The sequence below is a fragment of the Paenalcaligenes sp. GW821-LYS-B07-1 genome (assembly GCF_058803365.1).
Genome location: NZ_CM179516.1, coordinates 2,173,168 through 2,190,843, shown reverse-complemented (window position 1 = coordinate 2,190,843; position 17,676 = coordinate 2,173,168). Strand labels below are relative to the sequence as shown.

The window sequence follows — 17,676 nt, the reverse complement described above, 5'->3', positions numbered from 1 at the left end:
ATGAAGAAGTGATGAGAGTTCAGAGGCTTAGCGTGTCTATCCACAAAATCTGTGGATAATTATGTGTATAAGAGTGGCTGAAGGCTGCTCTGGCAAGGCTTGGAAGTTCAGTGGTTAAAAAAGTCCCATTTTTTCTAAGTTCGGGTTTTTTGTTTTATATCAATAAGTTATTCGTGGTAATTGTGGCGGCTTCTGCAAATGATGAGTCATGTGCGTGCAATATAAGCAAATAATGCGATAGCAGCTAAATGTGGAAAAAAATGCATCTGTCAAGCTCTGGTGAAAAAGGATAGGGTATGGAATCCGTGATTACGGTAGGAGCATTGGCTCGTCAGGTGAGTAATGTGTTGGGTGAGTATTTTTCGCGTGTATGGGTGAAAGGGGAGATCTCTAACTTCACGCGTGCGGCGTCTGGCCATTGGTACTTCACCATTAAAGATGATCAGGCGGCGATAAAAGCGGTGATGTTCAGAGGCCGGGCCTCTATGGTGTCTTTTACGCCGGTAGTTGGCGAGAAGGTGGAGCTTTTGGCTGCAGCAAGCCTCTATGAGCCACGAGGGGATTTTCAACTGCAAGTTGAGGCCATGCGTAGAGCGGGGGTGGGTAATTTGCATGAGGCATTCTTGCAGCGTAAACAGAAGCTGCAAGATGAGGGGTTATTTGATCCAGAGCGTAAAAAGCCTATCCCTACAATGCCGCGCAAATTGGGCGTGATTACATCGTTGGGGGCGGCGGCATTGCGCGATGTGCTCACCGCTGTGGAGCGCCGGTTACCGCATGTTGACGTCATTATTTACCCAGCGTTGGTGCAAGGCGAAGCGGCAGCAGCGAGTTTGTGCAAAGCCTTGGAAACGGCGGTGCAACGCAACGAAGTGGATACCTTGTTGCTAGTGCGGGGTGGTGGTAGCTTGGAAGACTTGTGGTGTTTCAATGATGAAGCCTTAGCGAGACTCATTGCTGCTGCGCCTATACCTATTATTAGTGGGGTGGGGCACGAAACAGATTTCACTATTGCTGATTTTGTTGCCGATCTACGGGCGCCTACCCCTACTGCGGCTGCTGAGCTTGCTGGACACAGCCAAGTGCAGTGTATGCAGCAGTTGCAAGGCCTACTCAATGCGCTGCAGCATAGGCAGGGGCGTATATTGGAACGCGCGTGGTTGCGATTAGATCGTACGCGGGCAGGCTTGATATCACCTGAGCAAAAATTGCGTCAGCAGCAGCAGCGCTTAGAGGCGTTGCAGCACCGGTTAAAGCAGAGTGTTCAAACTCAACAGGAAGCGAATCGTTGGCGAGTCACTAAGATAGTGAATCAGTTGCAGCAGGCTGCACCCAAAGTAGAGTGGCAGCAGCGGTTATTGACGACATTGGAAAGCCGTTTGATACAGTATATGCCTGCTGAATTGAAGCGTCAGCAGCAGCGAGTCACAGCCTTACAACAAACCCTGCAAGCATTAAGCCCAATGCATGTTTTAGAGCGCGGCTATGCTATTGTTCGCAATGAAGCAGGGCAAATTGTTAAAAATGCGCTAGACTTGAGCAATAAAGAACAGCTTGATATTCAGCTGGCTCAAGGCAGTTTGCAGGCCGAGGTGAAACAAACTCGAGTTCTGTTTTGAGCTTCTAATCGGGTGAATCTTCACCCTTTTTTCTATATAACATCAATAGGGAATAGATCATGGCTTTTACTCTTCCATCTCTTCCATACGATATGTCCGCTCTGGAGCCACACATCTCCAAAGAAACGCTGGAGTATCACTATGGCAAGCACCACCAAACTTATGTGACTAACCTGAACAATCTGGTTGCGGGCACTGAGTTTGAGAACGCTTCTTTGGAGGAAGTAGTGAAAAAATCCTCCGGTGGCGTATTTAACAACGCTGCTCAGGTATGGAACCACACTTTCTACTGGAACAGCCTGTCCCCCAACGGTGGTGGCGCTCCTACTGGTGCATTGGCTGATGCTATCAATGCAAAATGGGGTAGCGTAGAGGCGTTCAAAGATGCATTCACCAAATCCGCTGCTGGTAACTTCGGTTCCGGCTGGACATGGTTGGTGAAAAAAGCCGACGGTAGCCTGGACATCGTAAACACTAGCAATGCTGGTACTACATTGACTACTACAGATGTAGCGCTGCTGACCTGTGACGTATGGGAACACGCTTACTACATCGATTACCGCAATGCTCGTCCTAAGTACCTGGAAAATTTCTGGAACTTGGTGAACTGGGACTTTGCAGCAAAAAACTTGGCTGCTTAATGCTTTCATAGCATTTCTCCAACAAGAAAGGCCCTGGTCATGTTGTGATCAGGGCCTTTTTGTTTGAGTGTTGCTAGCAGGTTATACAATAGCTATGCGACAGACTGTGTTAGCGAGCGATGCCTGTGACGCTATCACCTACCTTGATCTGCTGTTGTGCAAACCAGCCTTGATTCATTTCAAGGGCGTACAGAGCAGGATGGGAAGGGCAGTGTGAGGTTAAGTCTAGCGGAGCCATATCCAGAATATCAGTAATGATGCCTTCAGAAGAAATGAAAGCAATACTGAGTGGGATTAAGGTGTTTTTCATCCAGAAGCAATGGTAAGACGCTTGGTTAAAAACAAATAGCATCCCGCTATCAGGAGCTAGATTTTCCCTATACATTAATCCTAATGCACTGGATTCTGGTGTATTAGCTATCTCAACATTAATTGTTTTGTTATTAATTGTAATTTCTTGAATTGGATTTGTTTGTTTGGCAAAAGATATGCCTGATTGAGTTAGTAATAAACAAATGACGAGAAGCAAGAAATAAAAAACAGGGCGATTTCGCCCTGAGTAGTCATGTTGCATAATAGTAAATGTATTATTGTTGATGAAGCATTATGCTGCCGTGATGTTCAGCGCTTGTTGTCCTTTGGGGCCTTGCGCAATGTCGAAAAGGACTTTCTGGCCTTCTTTCAAGGTTTTGAAGCCATTCATCTGGATCGATGAGAAGTGTGCAAACAGGTCTTCACCGCCGTTGTCGGGGGTAATGAAACCGAAGCCCTTAGCATCGTTGAACCATTTGACGGTACCAGACAGTTTGGGTGCTTCAGAAGGAGTTGATGTGGTTAAATCAGACATTGCTAATGCCTCTCAAACAAGTAAATTACATACTACATACCCGATAATTCGGGCAGAGAACCTAATCAAGAAGTTGATATATTAATTCAAATCTTGGAATAGTTGCATAGTAGATTAAGAATTAATAAATAATCAATTATGGAAATTACCTAGCTTTATGGTTACGCATTTAGAAAATCAGAAAGAAACGGTGCTGGAAAAAGAACATGCTAATTTAGCACCACCTCCCAAGTATCAGGTTGTATTGTTGAATGACGATTACACGCCCATGGATTTTGTTGTGGCTGTGTTGCGCAGAGTTTTTCATAAGACCAACGCAGAAGCCGAAAGTATCATGCTGAAAGTTCATCATGAAGGACGTGGCATCTGTGGGGTCTATACGCGAGATATTGCCGCCACTCGCGTGGAAATGGTTAGACAGCTAGCGGTTGCACATGAGCATCCACTTCAATGTATTATGGAACCAGTGTCGGATCTTTGATGCACATCATGGATGTTTATCTTTAGGCTGGTTTGGTCATAGAATAAGGTCTGATGCAGTGTTAATTTTTGCCGTGCAGGAGGAAGCGTGATCTCCGAAGAACTTGAAGTTAGTTTACATATGGCTTTTGTCGAGGCCCGTGCGGCACGCCATGAATTCATCACGGTAGAACACCTGTTATTGGCATTATTGGATAATGCCGCGGCAGTCGACGTTCTGCGTGCTTGTGCCGCCAACCTAGAGACATTACGGCAGAATCTAAAGAAATTTATTGCCGAAAATACGCCTATACACCCTGGCGAAGGGGATGTGGATACGCAGCCTACTTTAGGCTTTCAGCGAGTCATCCAGCGTGCCATCATGCACGTATCATCGAGTGGGCAAACCAAAACCGAAGTCACCGGTGCCAATGTATTGGTTGCGATGTATGGCGAGAAAGACTCTCATGCCGTGTATTACTTACAGCAACAAGGTATTAGCCGCTTAGACGTGGTGAATTACTTGTCGCACGGTATTGCTAAGTCGGGGGCAGCAACTGAGCCTACGGCGCAAGCAGCAAACAAAACTGGTGGCCCTACCGATGCTGGTGCACAGCGTAGTACGTCTGATGCCCAAAAATCTCCTTTGGATTTGTACACCACCAACCTCAATGCAGAGGCAGGTTTGGGGCGCATAGACCCACTGATTGGGCGCGAGAAAGAAGTAGAGCGTGTTATTCAAGTGTTGTGTCGTCGCCGTAAAAATAATCCCTTGCTAGTGGGTGAGGCTGGTGTGGGTAAAACCGCCATTGCCGAAGGCTTGGCGTTACGTATTGTGCAGGGCTCAGTACCTGATTTACTGGAAGACGCTATTGTTTACTCGTTGGATATGGGTGCCTTATTAGCCGGTACTAAATATCGTGGCGATTTTGAACAACGTTTAAAAGCGGTATTAAAAGATTTGAGTGAACAAAAACAAGGCATTTTGTTCATTGATGAAATTCACACCTTAATTGGTGCGGGGTCAGCATCAGGTGGTACCTTAGATGCGTCCAATTTATTAAAACCAGCCTTGTCGTCTGGCAAACTAAAATGTATGGGTGCTACTACCTATACTGAATATCGTGGGATTTTTGAAAAAGACCACGCGCTATCTCGACGTTTCCAGAAAATCGACGTGGTAGAGCCTACTGTTGCCGAAACGGTGCAAATTTTGCGCGGTTTAAAAGGCAACTTTGAAGCGCACCACGGAGTGCGTTACACCAATGCGGCGATTGCAGCGGCGGCCGAGTTGTCGGCACGTCATATTACTGATAGATTCTTACCCGATAAGGCTATTGACGTGATTGACGAGGCCGGTGCTGCTCAGCGTCTGCTACCAAAGTCGCGTCAGAAAAAAACCATAGGCAAGCAAGACATACAAGCAACGGTGGCCCAAATTGCACGTATACCGCCTCAAAACGTTTCTACGGACGACAAACACAAGCTGGCTACGCTTGAGCGTGATTTGAAATCCATGGTCTTTGGGCAAGGCACGGCGATTGAGGCTTTGTCCAGCGCCATTAAAATGTCGCGTTCAGGTTTGGGGCGTCCTGATAAACCTATTGGTTCGTTCTTGTTCTCTGGCCCTACTGGGGTGGGTAAGACCGAGGTGGCTCGTCAGTTGGCCTTTGTCCTGGGTATAGAGCTGTTGCGCTTCGATATGTCCGAGTACATGGAGCGTCATGCTGTGTCACGACTGATCGGTGCACCGCCGGGCTATGTAGGCTTTGAACAGGGTGGTTTGTTAACCGAAGCGGTAACCAAACAACCGCATTGCGTATTGTTGCTGGATGAAATTGAAAAAGCGCATCCCGATATTTTCAATATTCTGCTGCAGGTAATGGATCACGGTACCTTAACGGATAACAATGGCCGCAAGGCTGATTTCCGTAATGTGATTTTGGTTATGACTACCAACGCTGGTGCAGAAACACTCAGTAAGTCCAGTATTGGGTTTATGAAGAGCCAGTCAGCCGGTGACGAAATGGCGGACATCAAACGTCTGTTTACACCTGAGTTTCGCAATAGGCTAGATGCTATCGTGAACTTCAAACCGCTGTCTCGTGACGTTATTCTGAAAGTCGTGGATAAGTTCTTGCTGCAGCTTGAGCATCAGTTAAACGAGCGCCGAGTGGATGTGGTCTTTAGTGATGCGTTGCGTGAGCATCTGGCTGCCAATGGCTTTGATCCTGCAATGGGTGCCAGACCTATGCAACGGTTGATCCAAGACACCATACGCAGAGCCTTGGCTGATGAACTGCTGTTTGGTCGCTTGAGTGATGGTGGGCAGGTAGAAGTAGATCTGGACGATACAGGTGCTGTAATACTGAAGTTTGGTGATACAGAAAAGCCTCGTTCAGAACATGCCCAGCCTTCTGATACCGAAGCAGAGTTGATTGACTAACTAACCTTCGATAAGCATGAATCATCTGCATGCATGCCCACAATGCGATGCGTTGCACACAGACGTGGACTTGCAAGCAGGTGAGTCCGCAGTGTGCGGGCAATGCGCCTCCGTGCTGGATAAAGCCTCCTCCCTGACGGTGTCGGGGTGGTTGGCATTAGTGTTGGGCGCCATCATTTTATTTCTATCGGCCAACATAGCGCCGGTAGTGCATATCACGTTACAGGGGCATCGAATCAGCCCCAACTTCCCCGAAGCTATAGCCTTAAGTTGGCAGCAAGGACACTACTCCCTCGCTATCATGGGTGGATTGCTGGGCGTGGTATTTCCTTTGCTGATGCTGTTATACCGGTTGTGGGCGCTGTTGGTGATACGTAGTGGGCGTTTGCCTTTGGATTTCTCATTTGGGTTGAGAGTTCTTGGTATCTTGCAACACTGGTCATTAGTGCCAGTGGTGTTTTTGGCCATGATTGTGGCGTTGGTGAAGTTTGCAGGCTTGGCGCAGGTAGAGCCTGCTTATGGCCTCTGGGCATATGCAGTGCTAATGCTGGTGTATACTTCGGCCTCGCGATTAAGCGTGCAAAAGCTGTGGAATATGGCAGCTGAAAAAGGCATGGTGATAGCGAGTGCGCCGATGAGTTCTGACGATTTTATCGGTTGTAGTACGTGCGGTTTAGTGCAAACGCCAGATGAAGATGCACCATGTCTGCGTTGCAATGCTACGTTGCATAAGCGTAAACCGGATATGCAAAATCGAGCGTGGGCATTTTTGGTCACGGCGATGTTGTTGTATGTGCCCGCAAATATTTTGCCTATTATGGTGTTGACCACGCCTATGGGGTCGTCAGCTCACACGATCTTAGGTGGTGTGATTGAACTTTGGGAAAGCGGTTCTGCCGATCTGGCATTAATTGTTTTCACGGCGAGTATCGTGGTGCCCTTTACGAAGTTTGTGGCGTTGGTAGTGCTGTTATGTGGCGCGCATCGGTGGAAAGGGCGTGTAGTCCAGCGACAACGTACTCGTATCTATGAATTGGTAGAGTTTATTGGCCAATGGTCCATGTTGGATGTGTTTGTGGTGCTGCTTTTAGGGGCGATGGGCAACTTCCCCGGGCTATCACAAATTATCCCAGGGTCAGCAGCCCTAAGTTTTGGCTTGGTAGTGGTGTTGACCATGCTATCAGCATTAAGTTTTGACCCTAGAGTAGGCTGGGATGCCCGTACTGCACAGCAGCGATCTGTTAAAGCGATTCGGGGAAATAGCGATCTGAAGGTAGAGTAACTATGCAAACAGATGATCAGGACAGCGCTGCGCCGCAGCAGGAATCGCCAACAGCAAGGCCGGTGCGTGAGCCTACACGCATTCAGCGTGAAAAGGGACGATTCTCGTGGATATGGCTAGTACCTATTGTGGCGCTGGTGGTGGGGGCGTCTGTGTTGGTGCGTCACTGGATTAATACTGGTCCGGTGATTACTGTGAGTTTTATTGCCGCAGAAGGCATCCAAGCTGGCCAAACTGAATTGCGTTACAAGGATGTGGTGGTTGGTAATGTGACGGGTGTGAGTGTGGCTCCTGATCGTAAACAGGTGCTGGTACACATACAGCTACATAAAGAGGGTGCTGAGTATATTACTCAAGCAGAGTCTAAATTCTGGGTAGTACGGCCACGTTTAGGTATTAGTGGAGTTTCAGGTCTAGGGACAATCTTGTCTGGCGCGTTTATTAGTGTAGATGCGCCGTCTAAGCTGGATACCAAAGCAGATGCCGTAACCTCCTTTGTGGGGGTGGAGGTTCCGCCTGAAATCAGTAGCAGTAGCCCGGGTACACGTTTTAGCTTATTGGCACCAGAGTTGGGTTCGCTAGAAATTGGTTCGCCTGTGTATTTCCGTGAGATCAATGTGGGGCAAGTGTTAGGCTACAGTTTGGATGACCAAGGTAGGGGGGTGAACATTCAGGTGTTCATCAATGCGCCTAATGATAGGTTTGTTACGCAAGCATCACGATTCTGGAACGTCAGCGGTATCAATATGTCGTTTAATGCAGATGGGTTTGCGGTGAGTACAGCGTCGGTGATTTCCCTGTTATCGGGTGGTGTTGCATTTAGCATGGGTGATGAGGAAAACGCGCCTAGAGCTAAGTCGGGCGATGAGTTTGTCTTGTACGCGGGTGAAGCTCAAGCGCAGGCAAGACCCGATGGTGAGCCATTTGAACTAGAGTTCCATCTATACCAAAGCGTACGTGGTTTGAAAGTAGGTGCATCCATTGACTTCCAAGGTATGGAGTTAGGGCGAGTCACCAGTATTGAAATGGATCTGGACTCTGATAACCGACGTTTCTATACGGTAGTGCGTGGGGATATTTATCCAATGCGTCTGGGGTCTATTTATGAGCACATTAAAAAGAACCTGACCGGTGATGATGAGCCTGTGCGCAGTTTTATTTCTACGCTTGTTAAAAATGGTTTACGCGCTCAAATGCAAACGGCAAACCTGCTCACTGGACAACAGTTTATTGCCTTGGATTTCTTCCCGAGTGCAGAGAGCGTAGAGTTCAACGAACATAGTACGCCATTGGAAATTCCCGTTATCAAGGGCGACTTTGATAGGTTGCAGCAGCAGATATTATCTATCGTGAACAAGCTTGAAGCTTTACCGCTGGATGAAACTGTGAAGTCCTTGAATGCAAGTTTGCGTCAGTTGACTGAGCTAACGAAGCGCTTGGAAAATGGTTTGGTGCCTGTAGCAGCCGACACCTTACGAGCAGCGCAGCAAGCGTTAGAGCGCGCCAATATGCTGTTGTCGGAGAACTCTCCTGTAACCGGAGGGGCTGAGCAATTGATGTTAGAGATGAATCGTACTCTGCGATCTGTGAATGGATTGGTAGAGGAATTGCAAAGCCAGCCTTCATCGCTATGGCGTGGCAGAGCAGCAGATAAGTTACCGGAGTCCCGCTAATGAAAACCAAACTTGGCTTGATGGCATCGTGCTTGTTCTTGGTAGCTTGCTCTTCTGTGCCTACACCGCGTTTCTTTAGCTTAGTGCAGGTGGAGCAAGTTGCAGCACCGCAGGCTATGGCTAATAAAGCGGTATTTGTGCAAACGGTAAAAGTACCTGCGCAGCTAGATAGAAAGCAGATTGTGCTGGACTTAGGGGCCGGACAAGAGGTGCAACTGCTTAATGACTACCAGTGGGCTGCAGCGCTGAGTGAAGAGCTGCAGCAGGCGCTGAGCGTGAATTTAACGCAAAGTTTAGGTGTACCCAGTGCAGAGCTCAGTCGCCAAGAGGATAAAATTCCTTATTGGCGGATTGATGTGGACGTACAGCGCTTTGAGTCTAAATATGGAGAATCTGTACGCCAAGAATATTCATGGCGTTTGAGCCCGGTGCATTTTCAAGGCACTACAACCCTATGCCGCATTAGTTTGCAGCAGCCAGCAGATCCGGGGGTGGAGGGGTTAGCGCAAGCTCACCAAGATTTGGTGCAGCAGTTTAGCCAAGTGATGATGCAGCAGATGCAGCAGGGGAGTGCACCGCAGGCCGGAGGAAAAATCCAAAGCCTGCAGTGTGTGAACTAATTAGTTATGCGCGGCCAGTGCTGCCAAAGCCGCCAGCGCCGCGTGAACTGTCCTCAAAGTCTTCAACAATATTTAGATCCAGCTGAACTACCGGAACCACAACCATTTGAGCAATGCGCTCCATAGGATTAATGGTAAAGGTGGTTTGGCCGCGGTTCCATACGGAAACCATCAATGGGCCTTGGTAGTCTGAATCAATTAAGCCCACCAAATTCCCCAGCACTACACCATGTTTGTGGCCCAAACCAGAGCGGGGCAAGATCATGGCTGCGTAAGCGGGGTTAGCAATGTGCATGGCCATGCCTGTAGGAATCAGTTCGCAGGCACCAGGGGCTAATTCTAAGGGTTGTGCCAAGCAAGCGCGTAAGTCCAAACCGGCTGAGCCTGGGGTGGCATACGTAGGCAGTTCGGAGCGTAGGCGCTCATCCAAAATTTTGATATTAACCGTTTGCATAGTCAAAAATTAGTGTTCCAGTTGCAGGGCAATGCGCTGTATTAGCTTGCGGGCAGCAGTGAGCTTGTCCGTAGCAGGCCAAGCGTCATGACCTTGTTCATCAAAAATGACCAGTTCGGTGTCATCGGCGTGCATGGCACGTTGTGCCAAGTTGCCCACCAAGAGCGGAATATTTTTACGACGACGTTTTTCTTCCGCAAAAGTCAGTAATTGCTCAGTCTCTGCGGCGAAACCTACGCATAGTGGCCCTGATGGGAGTGCTGCCACCTCAGCCAAGATGTCGGGGTTGGGAGCAAACTCCAACTGAGGACTGTCGTGCTGTTGGTTTTTCTTGATCTTGTGGTCGCTGGCATTACTGACGTGCCAATCAGCTACTGCGGCAACGGCGATAAAGACATCGCTGTGTGCGGCTCGTTGCATAACGGCTTTGTGCATGTCACGCGCGCTTTCTACGCTAATGCGTTGTACGGCGTAGGGGGCAGCTAGGTTTACAGGGCCAGAGACTAACTCTACGTCTGCTCCAGCTTCTCTAGCAGCTTGGGCCAGTGCATAACCCATTTTCCCAGAGGAGCGGTTGGTGATGACGCGTACAGGATCAATGGCTTCGCTGGTAGGGCCAGCCGTAATCAGTACTTTCTTGCCTTGCAGCACTTTAGGCTGGAAGAAAGCGCGTATCTCGCTAAGCAGTTGATCAGGTTCTAGCATGCGGCCATCGCCAAACTCACCGCAGGCTTGATCGCCATGACCAGGCCCTAAGATGATGACCCCGTCTTCACGTAGCTGTTGAATATTACGTTGCGTAGCGGGGTGGGCCCACATTTCGCGATTCATGGCAGGAGCAACCAGTAGTGGGCAGTTCCCACGCGCAACGCAAAGGGTGCTCAGCAGATCATCAGCAAAACCGTGCGCCAACTTAGCGATAAAGTCGGTGCTAGCAGGTGCAATCAAAATTGCATCAGCTTGGCGGCTAAGTTGGATGTGCGCCATGTTGTCGTTAGGGCGAGGGTCCCACAGGCTGCTGAATACAGGGCGCCCTGACAGTGCTTGCATGGTAACGGGGGTAATGAACTGCTCGGCGGCAGTGGTCATTACCACATCTACGTTTGCACCCAAGTCTTTACTGCGGCGTACTAGCTCGGCAATTTTGTAACAGGCAACGCCTCCGGTGAGGCCAAAAACCAGGTTTTTCTGGGTTAGCTCGCGCATGGTTACATGTCCTGAAAGATTAGTCGTCTTGGGATTGACGCTGCTTGCGAACGCGAAGGAATTCGTCAATCAACAATAGAATAGCACCGCAGGTAATGGCGACGTCAGCTATGTTGAATGCCGGAAAGTACCAGCCTTTCCAATGGAACAACAGGAAGTCGACCACATGACCGTGTAGTAGTCTGTCGATTACATTACCCAATGCACCACCCAAAATAAGGCTAAGTGATGCGCAGAAGGTGCGTTGACCGGGGTTGCGACGTAACCAGTACAGAATCAGTGTGCAGGCTACAGCGGCAATACCTAAGAAGAACCATTTCTGCCAACCAGAGCCGCCCGCTAAGAAGCTAAATGCTGCACCGGGGTTGTAAAGCAGAGTGAAATCAAAAAAGGGAAAAACCGGCCAGCGTTCTGCATAGAGCAGGTTTTGATTGAAATAGCTTTTGCTTTGCTGGTCGATCAGGATGATGACCAGAGCAAGTAAAAGCCAACCCCAGAACAGCCGGCGATCTGCCGGCTTGCTGGGGTTGCTGAGGTTGTTAGCTACTGGCTCAGGCATAGTGTCTAGGTTCGCCATCACCGAATAGGTTTTCTACACAACGACCGCACAAAGTGGGGTGATCGGTATGGCTACCAACGTCTTCACGGTGGTGCCAGCAACGTTCACACTTCTCGGCTTCGCTAGCAGATACCTCGATACGCAGCGCATCAGCTTGGTGCAGGGAAGCGCGCGATACCATCATGACAAAGCGCAGATCTTCACCCAAGCTTGCCAAAATTGGGTAATCCGTTGCGTCAGCGTAGATATCCAACTCTGCAGCGAGAGAAGAACCAATTTTGCCAGCACTGCGCAGGTCTTCAATGTGTTTCATCACATCAGCGCGAATAGCACGCAGACGCAACCATTTTTGGCTCAGTGCATCGTTGTCAGCCATTTCTGGGAAAGTATGGAACAACTCAGTGAAGATGGTCAGAGGCTGAGCAGCTTCGTTGGTATGTAAGTCTTTCCAAGCCTCTTCTGCGGTAAAGGACAGAATAGGGGCCATCAGTTTCAGCAGTGCATGCGTGATATGCCAAATAGCAGTCTGCGCAGAACGGCGTGCCAAGCTGGTTGGTGCGGCCGTGTACAGACGGTCTTTCAGAATATCCAAATAGAATGCACCCAAGTCTTCGGAGCAGAAAATCTGCAAACGAGAAACGATAGGGTGGAATTCGTACACCTTGTAGCTTGCTTGAACTTCGGCTTGCATGCTGGCAGTCATATCCAGCGCGTAGCGGTCGATTTCCAGCATCTTGTCTAGATCAACGCCATCTTTAGTGATGTCGAAATCAGCCACGTTACCTAGCAAGAATTTCAAGGTGTTGCGAATACGACGGTAGCTTTCTACCACGCGTTTCAGAATTTCATCTGAAATGGATAGCTCACCGGAGTAATCAGTAGAGGCCGTCCACAAACGCAGAATTTCAGCGCCCATCTTATCGGCCACGGTTTGCGGCAGAATGATGTTACCGATGGACTTACTCATCTTACGGCCTTCGCCATCTACCACGAAACCGTGGGTCAGCAAGGCTTTGTAAGGAGCGCGGCCATAGAGCATGCAACCTGTTAACAGGGAAGAGTGGAACCAACCGCGGTGTTGGTCGGAGCCTTCCAAGTACAGGTCAGCAGGCCAGCTTAACTGGTCAGAGTGCGAACCTTTGATTTGATCATCGTGGTCGCCGCCCAATACGGTAGCGTGGGTAGAGCCTGAGTCAAACCAGACATCCAATGTGTCGCGGTTTTTCTCGTAGAACTGCGCATCTTCACCCAAGAAGGTGTTGATATCCAGTTCTTGCCAAGCTTCTATACCTTTTACTTCAACCAGTTTGGCGATTTCTTCCATCAGTTCAGGTGTGCGTGGGTGCAGCTCACCTGTTTCTTTGTGCACGAAGAAGGCCATAGGTACCCCCCACTGACGCTGTCTGGATAGTGTCCAGTCAGGGCGGTTGGCAATCATGGCGTGCAAACGAGCATGGCCCCAAGATGGGTAGAATTTAGTAGCGTCTACGGCTTCTAGTGCCATTTCGCGCAGTGTACGGCCAGTGCTGTTGGCTTTATCCATACCCGCAAACCATTGGCTGGTTGCGCGGTAGATAATGGGTGTTTTGTGGCGCCAGCAGTGCATGTAGCTGTGCGTGTTCTTTTCAAATTTCAGCAAAGAACCCGCTTCTTGCAGTGCTTCAACGATTTTAGGGTTAGCGTCCCAGATCATCATGCCGCCAAACAAAGGCAGAGTGCTGGCGTACACGCCATTACCCATGACTGGGCTGATGATGTCCTTGTCGTCTAAGCCGTGTTTTTTGCAGATTTGGAAGTCATCAATACCGTAAGCAGGTGCGGAGTGCACGACGCCAGTACCGGAATCTAAGGTTACGTATTCCGCACAGTACGCAGGCGATACGCGTGCGTAACCAGGGTCTACGTCGTACAGAGGATGACGGAACTCCAAGCCTTCCAATTCGCTACCGATAGCGCGAGCCACTATCTTGCCGCTCAGCTTCCAGTTTGTTAGGCAGCTTTCTACCAAGTCGGAAGCCAACAGCAGGTATTTACCAGTGCTGCGCGCTTCGTCCAGTTCCACCAGAGCGTATTCTTCTTCTGGGTGAATGTTCAGAGCTTGGTTAGACGGGATGGTCCACGGGGTGGTGGTCCAGATAGCAATAGCACCGTCTACCGCAGCAGAAAGTTTGAAGGCTTTGGCAACCAGCTCAGGCTGGTCAAAGCGGAATGCTACGTAAATGGAGGGGTCAGTACGGTTGGCGTATTCTACTTCGGCCTCAGCCAAGGCGGATTGACAGTCGAAACACCAGTTCACTGGTTTCAAGCCACGGAATACAAACCCCTTTTGCATGATTCTGGACAGCACGCGCAGTTCGTCTGCTTCGTTGCTGTAGTTCATGGTCAGGTAAGGGTTATCCCATTCGCCCAATACGCCCAGACGTTTGAAGTCTTTGCGTTGGTGGTCGATTTGCTCAAGCGCGTAAGCGCGAGCTTTGGCTTGTGTTTCGGCTACAGGCAGATTTTTGCCATACAGCTTTTCAATTTGCACTTCGATAGGCATACCGTGGCAATCCCAGCCTGGTACGTATTGCGCATCGAAGCCAGCCATGTTGTGGCTTTTAACAATAATATCTTTAAGAATTTTGTTGGCAGCGTGGCCCAGGTGCAAAGACCCGTTGGCGTAAGGAGGCCCATCGTGCAATACGAATTTCGGACGTCCTTTGCTGGCGGCACGAATGGCCTCATAGACTTTTTTCTCCTCCCAGTCGGCAATCCAGCCGGGTTCACGTTTAGGGAGGTCTCCCCGCATTGGAAAGGGGGTGTTGGGCAGGTTTAAGGTGTTTTTATAGTCCATTGACAACAAAATACTCGCGAGCCTGTTGCGCATCATTTTCGATGGCAGCAGTCAAAGTTTGGAGATCAGGGAATTTTTCTTCTTCCCGTACAAAGTTTAGGAAATCAACCTTCACCAGTTTACCGTAAGCGTCGATGTTGATGTCGAGTAAATGTACTTCCAGCAACAACGCTCCCGTATCGGTGACGGTGGGGCGTACGCCAAGGCTAGCCACGCCTGCTAAGGGCTTAGGGCCAAGACCATGTACGCGTACAATATATATACCTGAACGCGCAGCACAGTGCTCAGGTACGGCAATGTTTAGAGTAGGAAAATTCAGCGTGCGACCGAGTTTCTGACCATGGATAACATGGCCGCTCAGTTGATACGGTTGACCCAGCAACTCGGCGCTACGCGTCATGTTGCCGACGGCCAGTAACGAGCGCAGTTCACTGCTGGAAATGCGGTGGCCTTGTGCGTCGGCAATGTCTTCGATGGTTTGCACCTCAAAGCCCAAGCGCTTTCCGTAGTCCATAAGCAGTTCTACATTACCTTGGCGTTGATGGCCAAAGCGGAAATCTTTACCTACCAACAGCCAGCGCGTGTTTAGACCGTCTACCAGAAGTTGTTGTATAAACTGCTCGGCGCGCATATCGGCGAACGCATGATTGAATTTTGCCAGTACAATTTGCGCCATTCCGTGGCATGCGAGCAACGATAACTTGTCACGCAGACTGCTGATCTGGGTAGGGGCCAACTCTGGTCTGTTCCCCCGCTGAGCAAAATAAGCTCTAGGGTGCGGGGTGAATGTGATGGCTGTAGGGGTAAGTTCACGAGTGGCGGCTTCGCTGCGCACCTTTTCCAGTATGGCCTGATGACCTAGGTGTACACCATCAAAGTTGCCAATGGTGACGGCGCTGGGCCGCGATGAGTCAAAGCGTGGCAGTGTGCAATAAATGGATAAAGCGGATTTCACGGTTTGATGAAGGTTAAGCCAGTTTGAGTAAAGGAAAGGTTTTGACAGAGAGTGCAACAGCGCGCAGGCTGGTTATTTTAATCTCAGGTCGCGGTTCAAATATGCAGGCTATTGTAGACGCAATACGTCACAACAGTTGGCCAGCAGAAGTTTGTGCCGTGATCACGCACAGAGCAAACTCTGAAGGCTTGCAGTGGGCAGAGCAAAAAGGTATCGCAACCCACTATATTAACCATACAGAATACCAAAGCCGAGAACACTTTGATGCCGTGCTGCAAGAAACCATAGATGTGTATGCGCCGGATTACGTGTTATTGGCCGGGTTTATGCGTGTGTTGACCCCCGGTTTTGTGCGCCATTATCTGGGTCGTCTCATTAATGTTCACCCGTCATTGCTACCGTTATTCCCAGGTTTGCATACGCATCAGCAAGCACTAGATGCTGGCGTGCAATGGCATGGGTGCACGGTGCACTTTGTCACCCCTGAACTGGATAGTGGCCCAACCATTGCGCAGGGTATTGTGCCAGTATGCGAGGGCGATGACGCTCAAAAGCTGGCAGAACGCTTGCTGCCAGTAGAGCATAGGGTCTATACCGAAGTGGTGCACTGGTTGGTGGAAGGCCGCGTACAATGCGTGGACGATAAGCGCGTGCAGGTCACGGGCGTGTCCTCTCGTGCTTTTATCTAAATTTGTTGTAATTTGCTGTTAGGTGGCTATGTCTCAGGTTTCTCCCTCTCGTTTTATCCGTGTTCCTCAGCGCGTCCAGCAATTGCAGGAAGTGATGCCATTGCTGAAAGACTGGCAGCAACCTGCTGATGCCGTGTTGGCACAATGGATGAAAAACCAGCCATCGTTAGGTGGGCGCGACAGAGCTGAGCTAAGTGATGCTGTGTTTGCGTTGGTGCGTCAGTGGCGTTTGTTTGAGCAACTGACCGCTGATTCTGGTGAGTTGCAGGGCCGTAGAATGGCTCTGTTGGCATTGGTAGAGTTGCACGGTCTAGAAGCAGTTAGCCAAGGGCTGGGGGCAGAGGAGCAACAGTGGTTGCAACAAGCCTATGCGGCTAATAAGGATAGTCTGCCTTTTGCTCAACGTTTTAGTTTGCCTGATTGGTTGGCTGAAGAGCTGCAAAAGCAAGACAATCCAGAAGCCCTAGCTGGCGCACTCAACGTTGAGGCCAGCATTGATATACGTGTGAATCCGTTGCGTGCAGATCGCAAAAAAATGCTGAAAGCCTTACAGCAAGGTGAGCGAGCTGTGTTTAAGCCTGAAGCGATGAGCTATTCACCATGGGGCATACGCTTGGAAGGGCGTCCTACGTTGCGTCATTGGCCTGAGTTCGATAAAGGTGAGCTAGAGGTACAAGATGAAGGTAGCCAGATTTTGGCAGCCTTGGTGGCTCCGCGTCGCAATGAAATTATTATCGATTTTTGTGCAGGGGCAGGGGGCAAAAGCTTGTTGTTAGGGGCGTTGATGCGCGGCACAGGTAAGCTGTATGCCATGGACGTTTCGGCGGCACGTTTAGAGCGCGCCAAGCCTAGATATGCACGTTGTGGTATCGACAACGTGAATAGCATTGCGATTCCTGAAAACGATGATGCACGTTTGCAGCGTTTTTATGGCAAAGCGCAGCGCGTTTTAGTGGATGCGCCATGTAGCGGTTTGGGAACTTTACGCCGCAATCCTGATCTAAAATGGCGTTTACGACCAGAAGAAATCACGCAATATGTTGAGCTACAGCAAGTGATCTTGCAAAGAGCAGCAAAGTGCGTGGCTCCGGGTGGTAGACTGGTCTACGCTACGTGTAGTGTGCTGCCGCAGGAAAATGAGCAACAGATCCAGGCCTTCCTGCAGGCATGTCCAGACTTTCAAGTGGTGCCGGTAAATGAGGTGCTTAAAGCTCGTATACCTAATTTACTCATGCAGGGTGATTATTTAAGCCTGCGTCCGGATCTGCATGGGACGGACGGTTTTTTTGCAGCAGTTCTCGTGCGAACGGCGGCCGCTTCTTAATGGGGTTGACATTGCAATTGAAATATTGCTGTCTTATAGGCCTCAACTGAGCTACACTTTTCGTGT

General features: G+C 49.6%; 16 protein-coding genes. 9 read left to right on the top strand and 7 right to left on the bottom strand.

What is annotated here, in order from left to right:
- Positions 1-296 precede the first annotated feature (296 nt).
- Both xseA and sodB read left to right on the top strand, forming a co-directional pair.
- Complete coding sequence (gene xseA / locus AC3QL0_RS10460; RefSeq protein WP_493008435.1) at positions 297-1,619, top strand: exodeoxyribonuclease VII large subunit; 1,323 nt, start codon at positions 297-299, stop codon at positions 1,617-1,619.
- A gap of 59 nt (positions 1,620-1,678) precedes the next feature.
- On the top strand, positions 1,679-2,260 hold the full coding sequence (gene sodB, locus AC3QL0_RS10455) for a superoxide dismutase [Fe] (protein ID WP_493008434.1): 582 nt from the start codon (positions 1,679-1,681) through the stop codon (positions 2,258-2,260).
- A 109-nt stretch (positions 2,261-2,369) separates the two neighbouring features.
- Here sodB and AC3QL0_RS10450 read toward each other — a convergent pair whose 3' ends face one another.
- Positions 2,370-2,834 (bottom strand): DUF192 domain-containing protein, encoded by a 465-nt coding sequence (locus tag AC3QL0_RS10450; RefSeq protein WP_493008433.1) that lies wholly within the window; start codon positions 2,832-2,834, stop codon positions 2,370-2,372.
- Between the two features lie 30 nt (positions 2,835-2,864).
- On the bottom strand, positions 2,865-3,107 hold the full coding sequence (locus tag AC3QL0_RS10445; protein WP_430220234.1) for a cold-shock protein: 243 nt from the start codon (positions 3,105-3,107) through the stop codon (positions 2,865-2,867).
- A gap of 157 nt (positions 3,108-3,264) precedes the next feature.
- Between AC3QL0_RS10445 and clpS the strand changes: the two genes are divergently transcribed.
- The 5 genes from clpS to AC3QL0_RS10420 all read left to right on the top strand — a co-directional run bounded on the left by clpS (position 3,265) and on the right by AC3QL0_RS10420 (position 9,587).
- On the top strand, positions 3,265-3,588 hold the full coding sequence (gene clpS / locus AC3QL0_RS10440; RefSeq protein WP_493008432.1) for an ATP-dependent Clp protease adapter ClpS: 324 nt from the start codon (positions 3,265-3,267) through the stop codon (positions 3,586-3,588).
- An 87-nt stretch (positions 3,589-3,675) separates the two neighbouring features.
- Positions 3,676-6,012, top strand: a complete 2,337-nt coding sequence (gene clpA / locus AC3QL0_RS10435; protein ID WP_493008431.1) for an ATP-dependent Clp protease ATP-binding subunit ClpA — start codon at positions 3,676-3,678, stop codon at positions 6,010-6,012.
- A 16-nt stretch (positions 6,013-6,028) separates the two neighbouring features.
- Positions 6,029-7,294, top strand: coding sequence for a paraquat-inducible protein A (locus AC3QL0_RS10430; protein WP_493008430.1), 1,266 nt, complete (start codon positions 6,029-6,031; stop codon positions 7,292-7,294).
- Positions 7,295-7,296: 2 nt separating this feature from the next.
- Positions 7,297-8,967 (top strand): PqiB family protein, encoded by a 1,671-nt coding sequence (locus AC3QL0_RS10425; RefSeq protein ID WP_493008429.1) that lies wholly within the window; start codon positions 7,297-7,299, stop codon positions 8,965-8,967.
- A complete protein-coding gene (locus AC3QL0_RS10420) occupies positions 8,967-9,587 on the top strand; it encodes a PqiC family protein (protein ID WP_493008428.1) in 621 nt (206 codons plus the stop codon). The genes AC3QL0_RS10425 and AC3QL0_RS10420 overlap by 1 nt, the downstream gene beginning before the upstream one ends.
- A 4-nt stretch (positions 9,588-9,591) precedes the next feature.
- Here the strand turns inward: AC3QL0_RS10420 and dut are convergent, their stop codons facing one another.
- The 5 genes from dut to AC3QL0_RS10395 are packed head-to-tail and all read right to left on the bottom strand — an operon-like array spanning position 9,592 to position 15,597.
- The gene (gene dut / locus AC3QL0_RS10415; protein ID WP_493008427.1) at positions 9,592-10,041 is read right to left on the bottom strand and encodes a dUTP diphosphatase; all 450 of its coding nucleotides are present in this window, start codon (positions 10,039-10,041) and stop codon (positions 9,592-9,594) included.
- A 9-nt stretch (positions 10,042-10,050) separates the two neighbouring features.
- The gene (gene coaBC / locus AC3QL0_RS10410) at positions 10,051-11,247 is read right to left on the bottom strand and encodes a bifunctional phosphopantothenoylcysteine decarboxylase/phosphopantothenate--cysteine ligase CoaBC (protein WP_493008426.1); all 1,197 of its coding nucleotides are present in this window, start codon (positions 11,245-11,247) and stop codon (positions 10,051-10,053) included.
- Between the two features lie 19 nt (positions 11,248-11,266).
- Positions 11,267-11,806 (bottom strand): signal peptidase II, encoded by a 540-nt coding sequence (gene lspA / locus AC3QL0_RS10405; protein ID WP_493008425.1) that lies wholly within the window; start codon positions 11,804-11,806, stop codon positions 11,267-11,269.
- Positions 11,799-14,642 carry an isoleucine--tRNA ligase gene (gene ileS, locus AC3QL0_RS10400; RefSeq protein ID WP_493008424.1) on the bottom strand — a complete coding sequence of 948 codons (2,844 nt, stop codon included), beginning with the start codon at positions 14,640-14,642 and terminating at the stop codon, positions 11,799-11,801. The genes lspA and ileS overlap by 8 nt, the downstream gene beginning before the upstream one ends.
- Positions 14,632-15,597, bottom strand: a complete 966-nt coding sequence (locus AC3QL0_RS10395; RefSeq protein ID WP_493008423.1) for a bifunctional riboflavin kinase/FAD synthetase — start codon at positions 15,595-15,597, stop codon at positions 14,632-14,634. Before AC3QL0_RS10395 ends, ileS begins: the two co-directional genes overlap by 11 nt.
- Before the next feature lie 41 nt (positions 15,598-15,638).
- On the opposite strand from AC3QL0_RS10395, the gene purN reads away from it, so the two are divergent.
- Together purN and AC3QL0_RS10385 are read left to right on the top strand one after the other, a co-directional pair.
- The gene (gene purN, locus AC3QL0_RS10390; protein WP_493008422.1) at positions 15,639-16,286 is read left to right on the top strand and encodes a phosphoribosylglycinamide formyltransferase; all 648 of its coding nucleotides are present in this window, start codon (positions 15,639-15,641) and stop codon (positions 16,284-16,286) included.
- A 28-nt stretch (positions 16,287-16,314) separates the two neighbouring features.
- Positions 16,315-17,610: an RsmB/NOP family class I SAM-dependent RNA methyltransferase gene (locus AC3QL0_RS10385; RefSeq protein ID WP_493008421.1), complete on the top strand. Its 1,296-nt coding sequence runs from the start codon at positions 16,315-16,317 to the stop codon at positions 17,608-17,610.
- The last annotated feature ends 66 nt before the right edge of the window (positions 17,611-17,676 follow it).

What these genes read in the sequence shown, in the direction of transcription:
- coaBC (WP_493008426.1), bottom strand. Translation starts at nt 11,247, where the DNA reads ATGCGCGAGCTAACCCAGAAAAACCTGGTTTTTGGCCTCACCGGAGGC.
- xseA (WP_493008435.1), top strand. Translation starts at nt 297, where the DNA reads ATGGAATCCGTGATTACGGTAGGAGCATTGGCTCGTCAGGTGAGTAAT.
- AC3QL0_RS10450 (WP_493008433.1), bottom strand. Translation starts at nt 2,834, where the DNA reads ATGCAACATGACTACTCAGGGCGAAATCGCCCTGTTTTTTATTTCTTG.
- AC3QL0_RS10385 (WP_493008421.1), top strand. Translation starts at nt 16,315, where the DNA reads ATGTCTCAGGTTTCTCCCTCTCGTTTTATCCGTGTTCCTCAGCGCGTC.
- AC3QL0_RS10420 (WP_493008428.1), top strand. Translation starts at nt 8,967, where the DNA reads ATGAAAACCAAACTTGGCTTGATGGCATCGTGCTTGTTCTTGGTAGCT.
- AC3QL0_RS10430 (WP_493008430.1), top strand. Translation starts at nt 6,029, where the DNA reads ATGAATCATCTGCATGCATGCCCACAATGCGATGCGTTGCACACAGAC.
- sodB (WP_493008434.1), top strand. Translation starts at nt 1,679, where the DNA reads ATGGCTTTTACTCTTCCATCTCTTCCATACGATATGTCCGCTCTGGAG.
- lspA (WP_493008425.1), bottom strand. Translation starts at nt 11,806, where the DNA reads ATGCCTGAGCCAGTAGCTAACAACCTCAGCAACCCCAGCAAGCCGGCA.
- AC3QL0_RS10425 (WP_493008429.1), top strand. Translation starts at nt 7,297, where the DNA reads ATGCAAACAGATGATCAGGACAGCGCTGCGCCGCAGCAGGAATCGCCA.
- dut (WP_493008427.1), bottom strand. Translation starts at nt 10,041, where the DNA reads ATGCAAACGGTTAATATCAAAATTTTGGATGAGCGCCTACGCTCCGAA.
- ileS (WP_493008424.1), bottom strand. Translation starts at nt 14,642, where the DNA reads ATGGACTATAAAAACACCTTAAACCTGCCCAACACCCCCTTTCCAATG.
- AC3QL0_RS10445 (WP_430220234.1), bottom strand. Translation starts at nt 3,107, where the DNA reads ATGTCTGATTTAACCACATCAACTCCTTCTGAAGCACCCAAACTGTCT.
- clpS (WP_493008432.1), top strand. Translation starts at nt 3,265, where the DNA reads ATGGTTACGCATTTAGAAAATCAGAAAGAAACGGTGCTGGAAAAAGAA.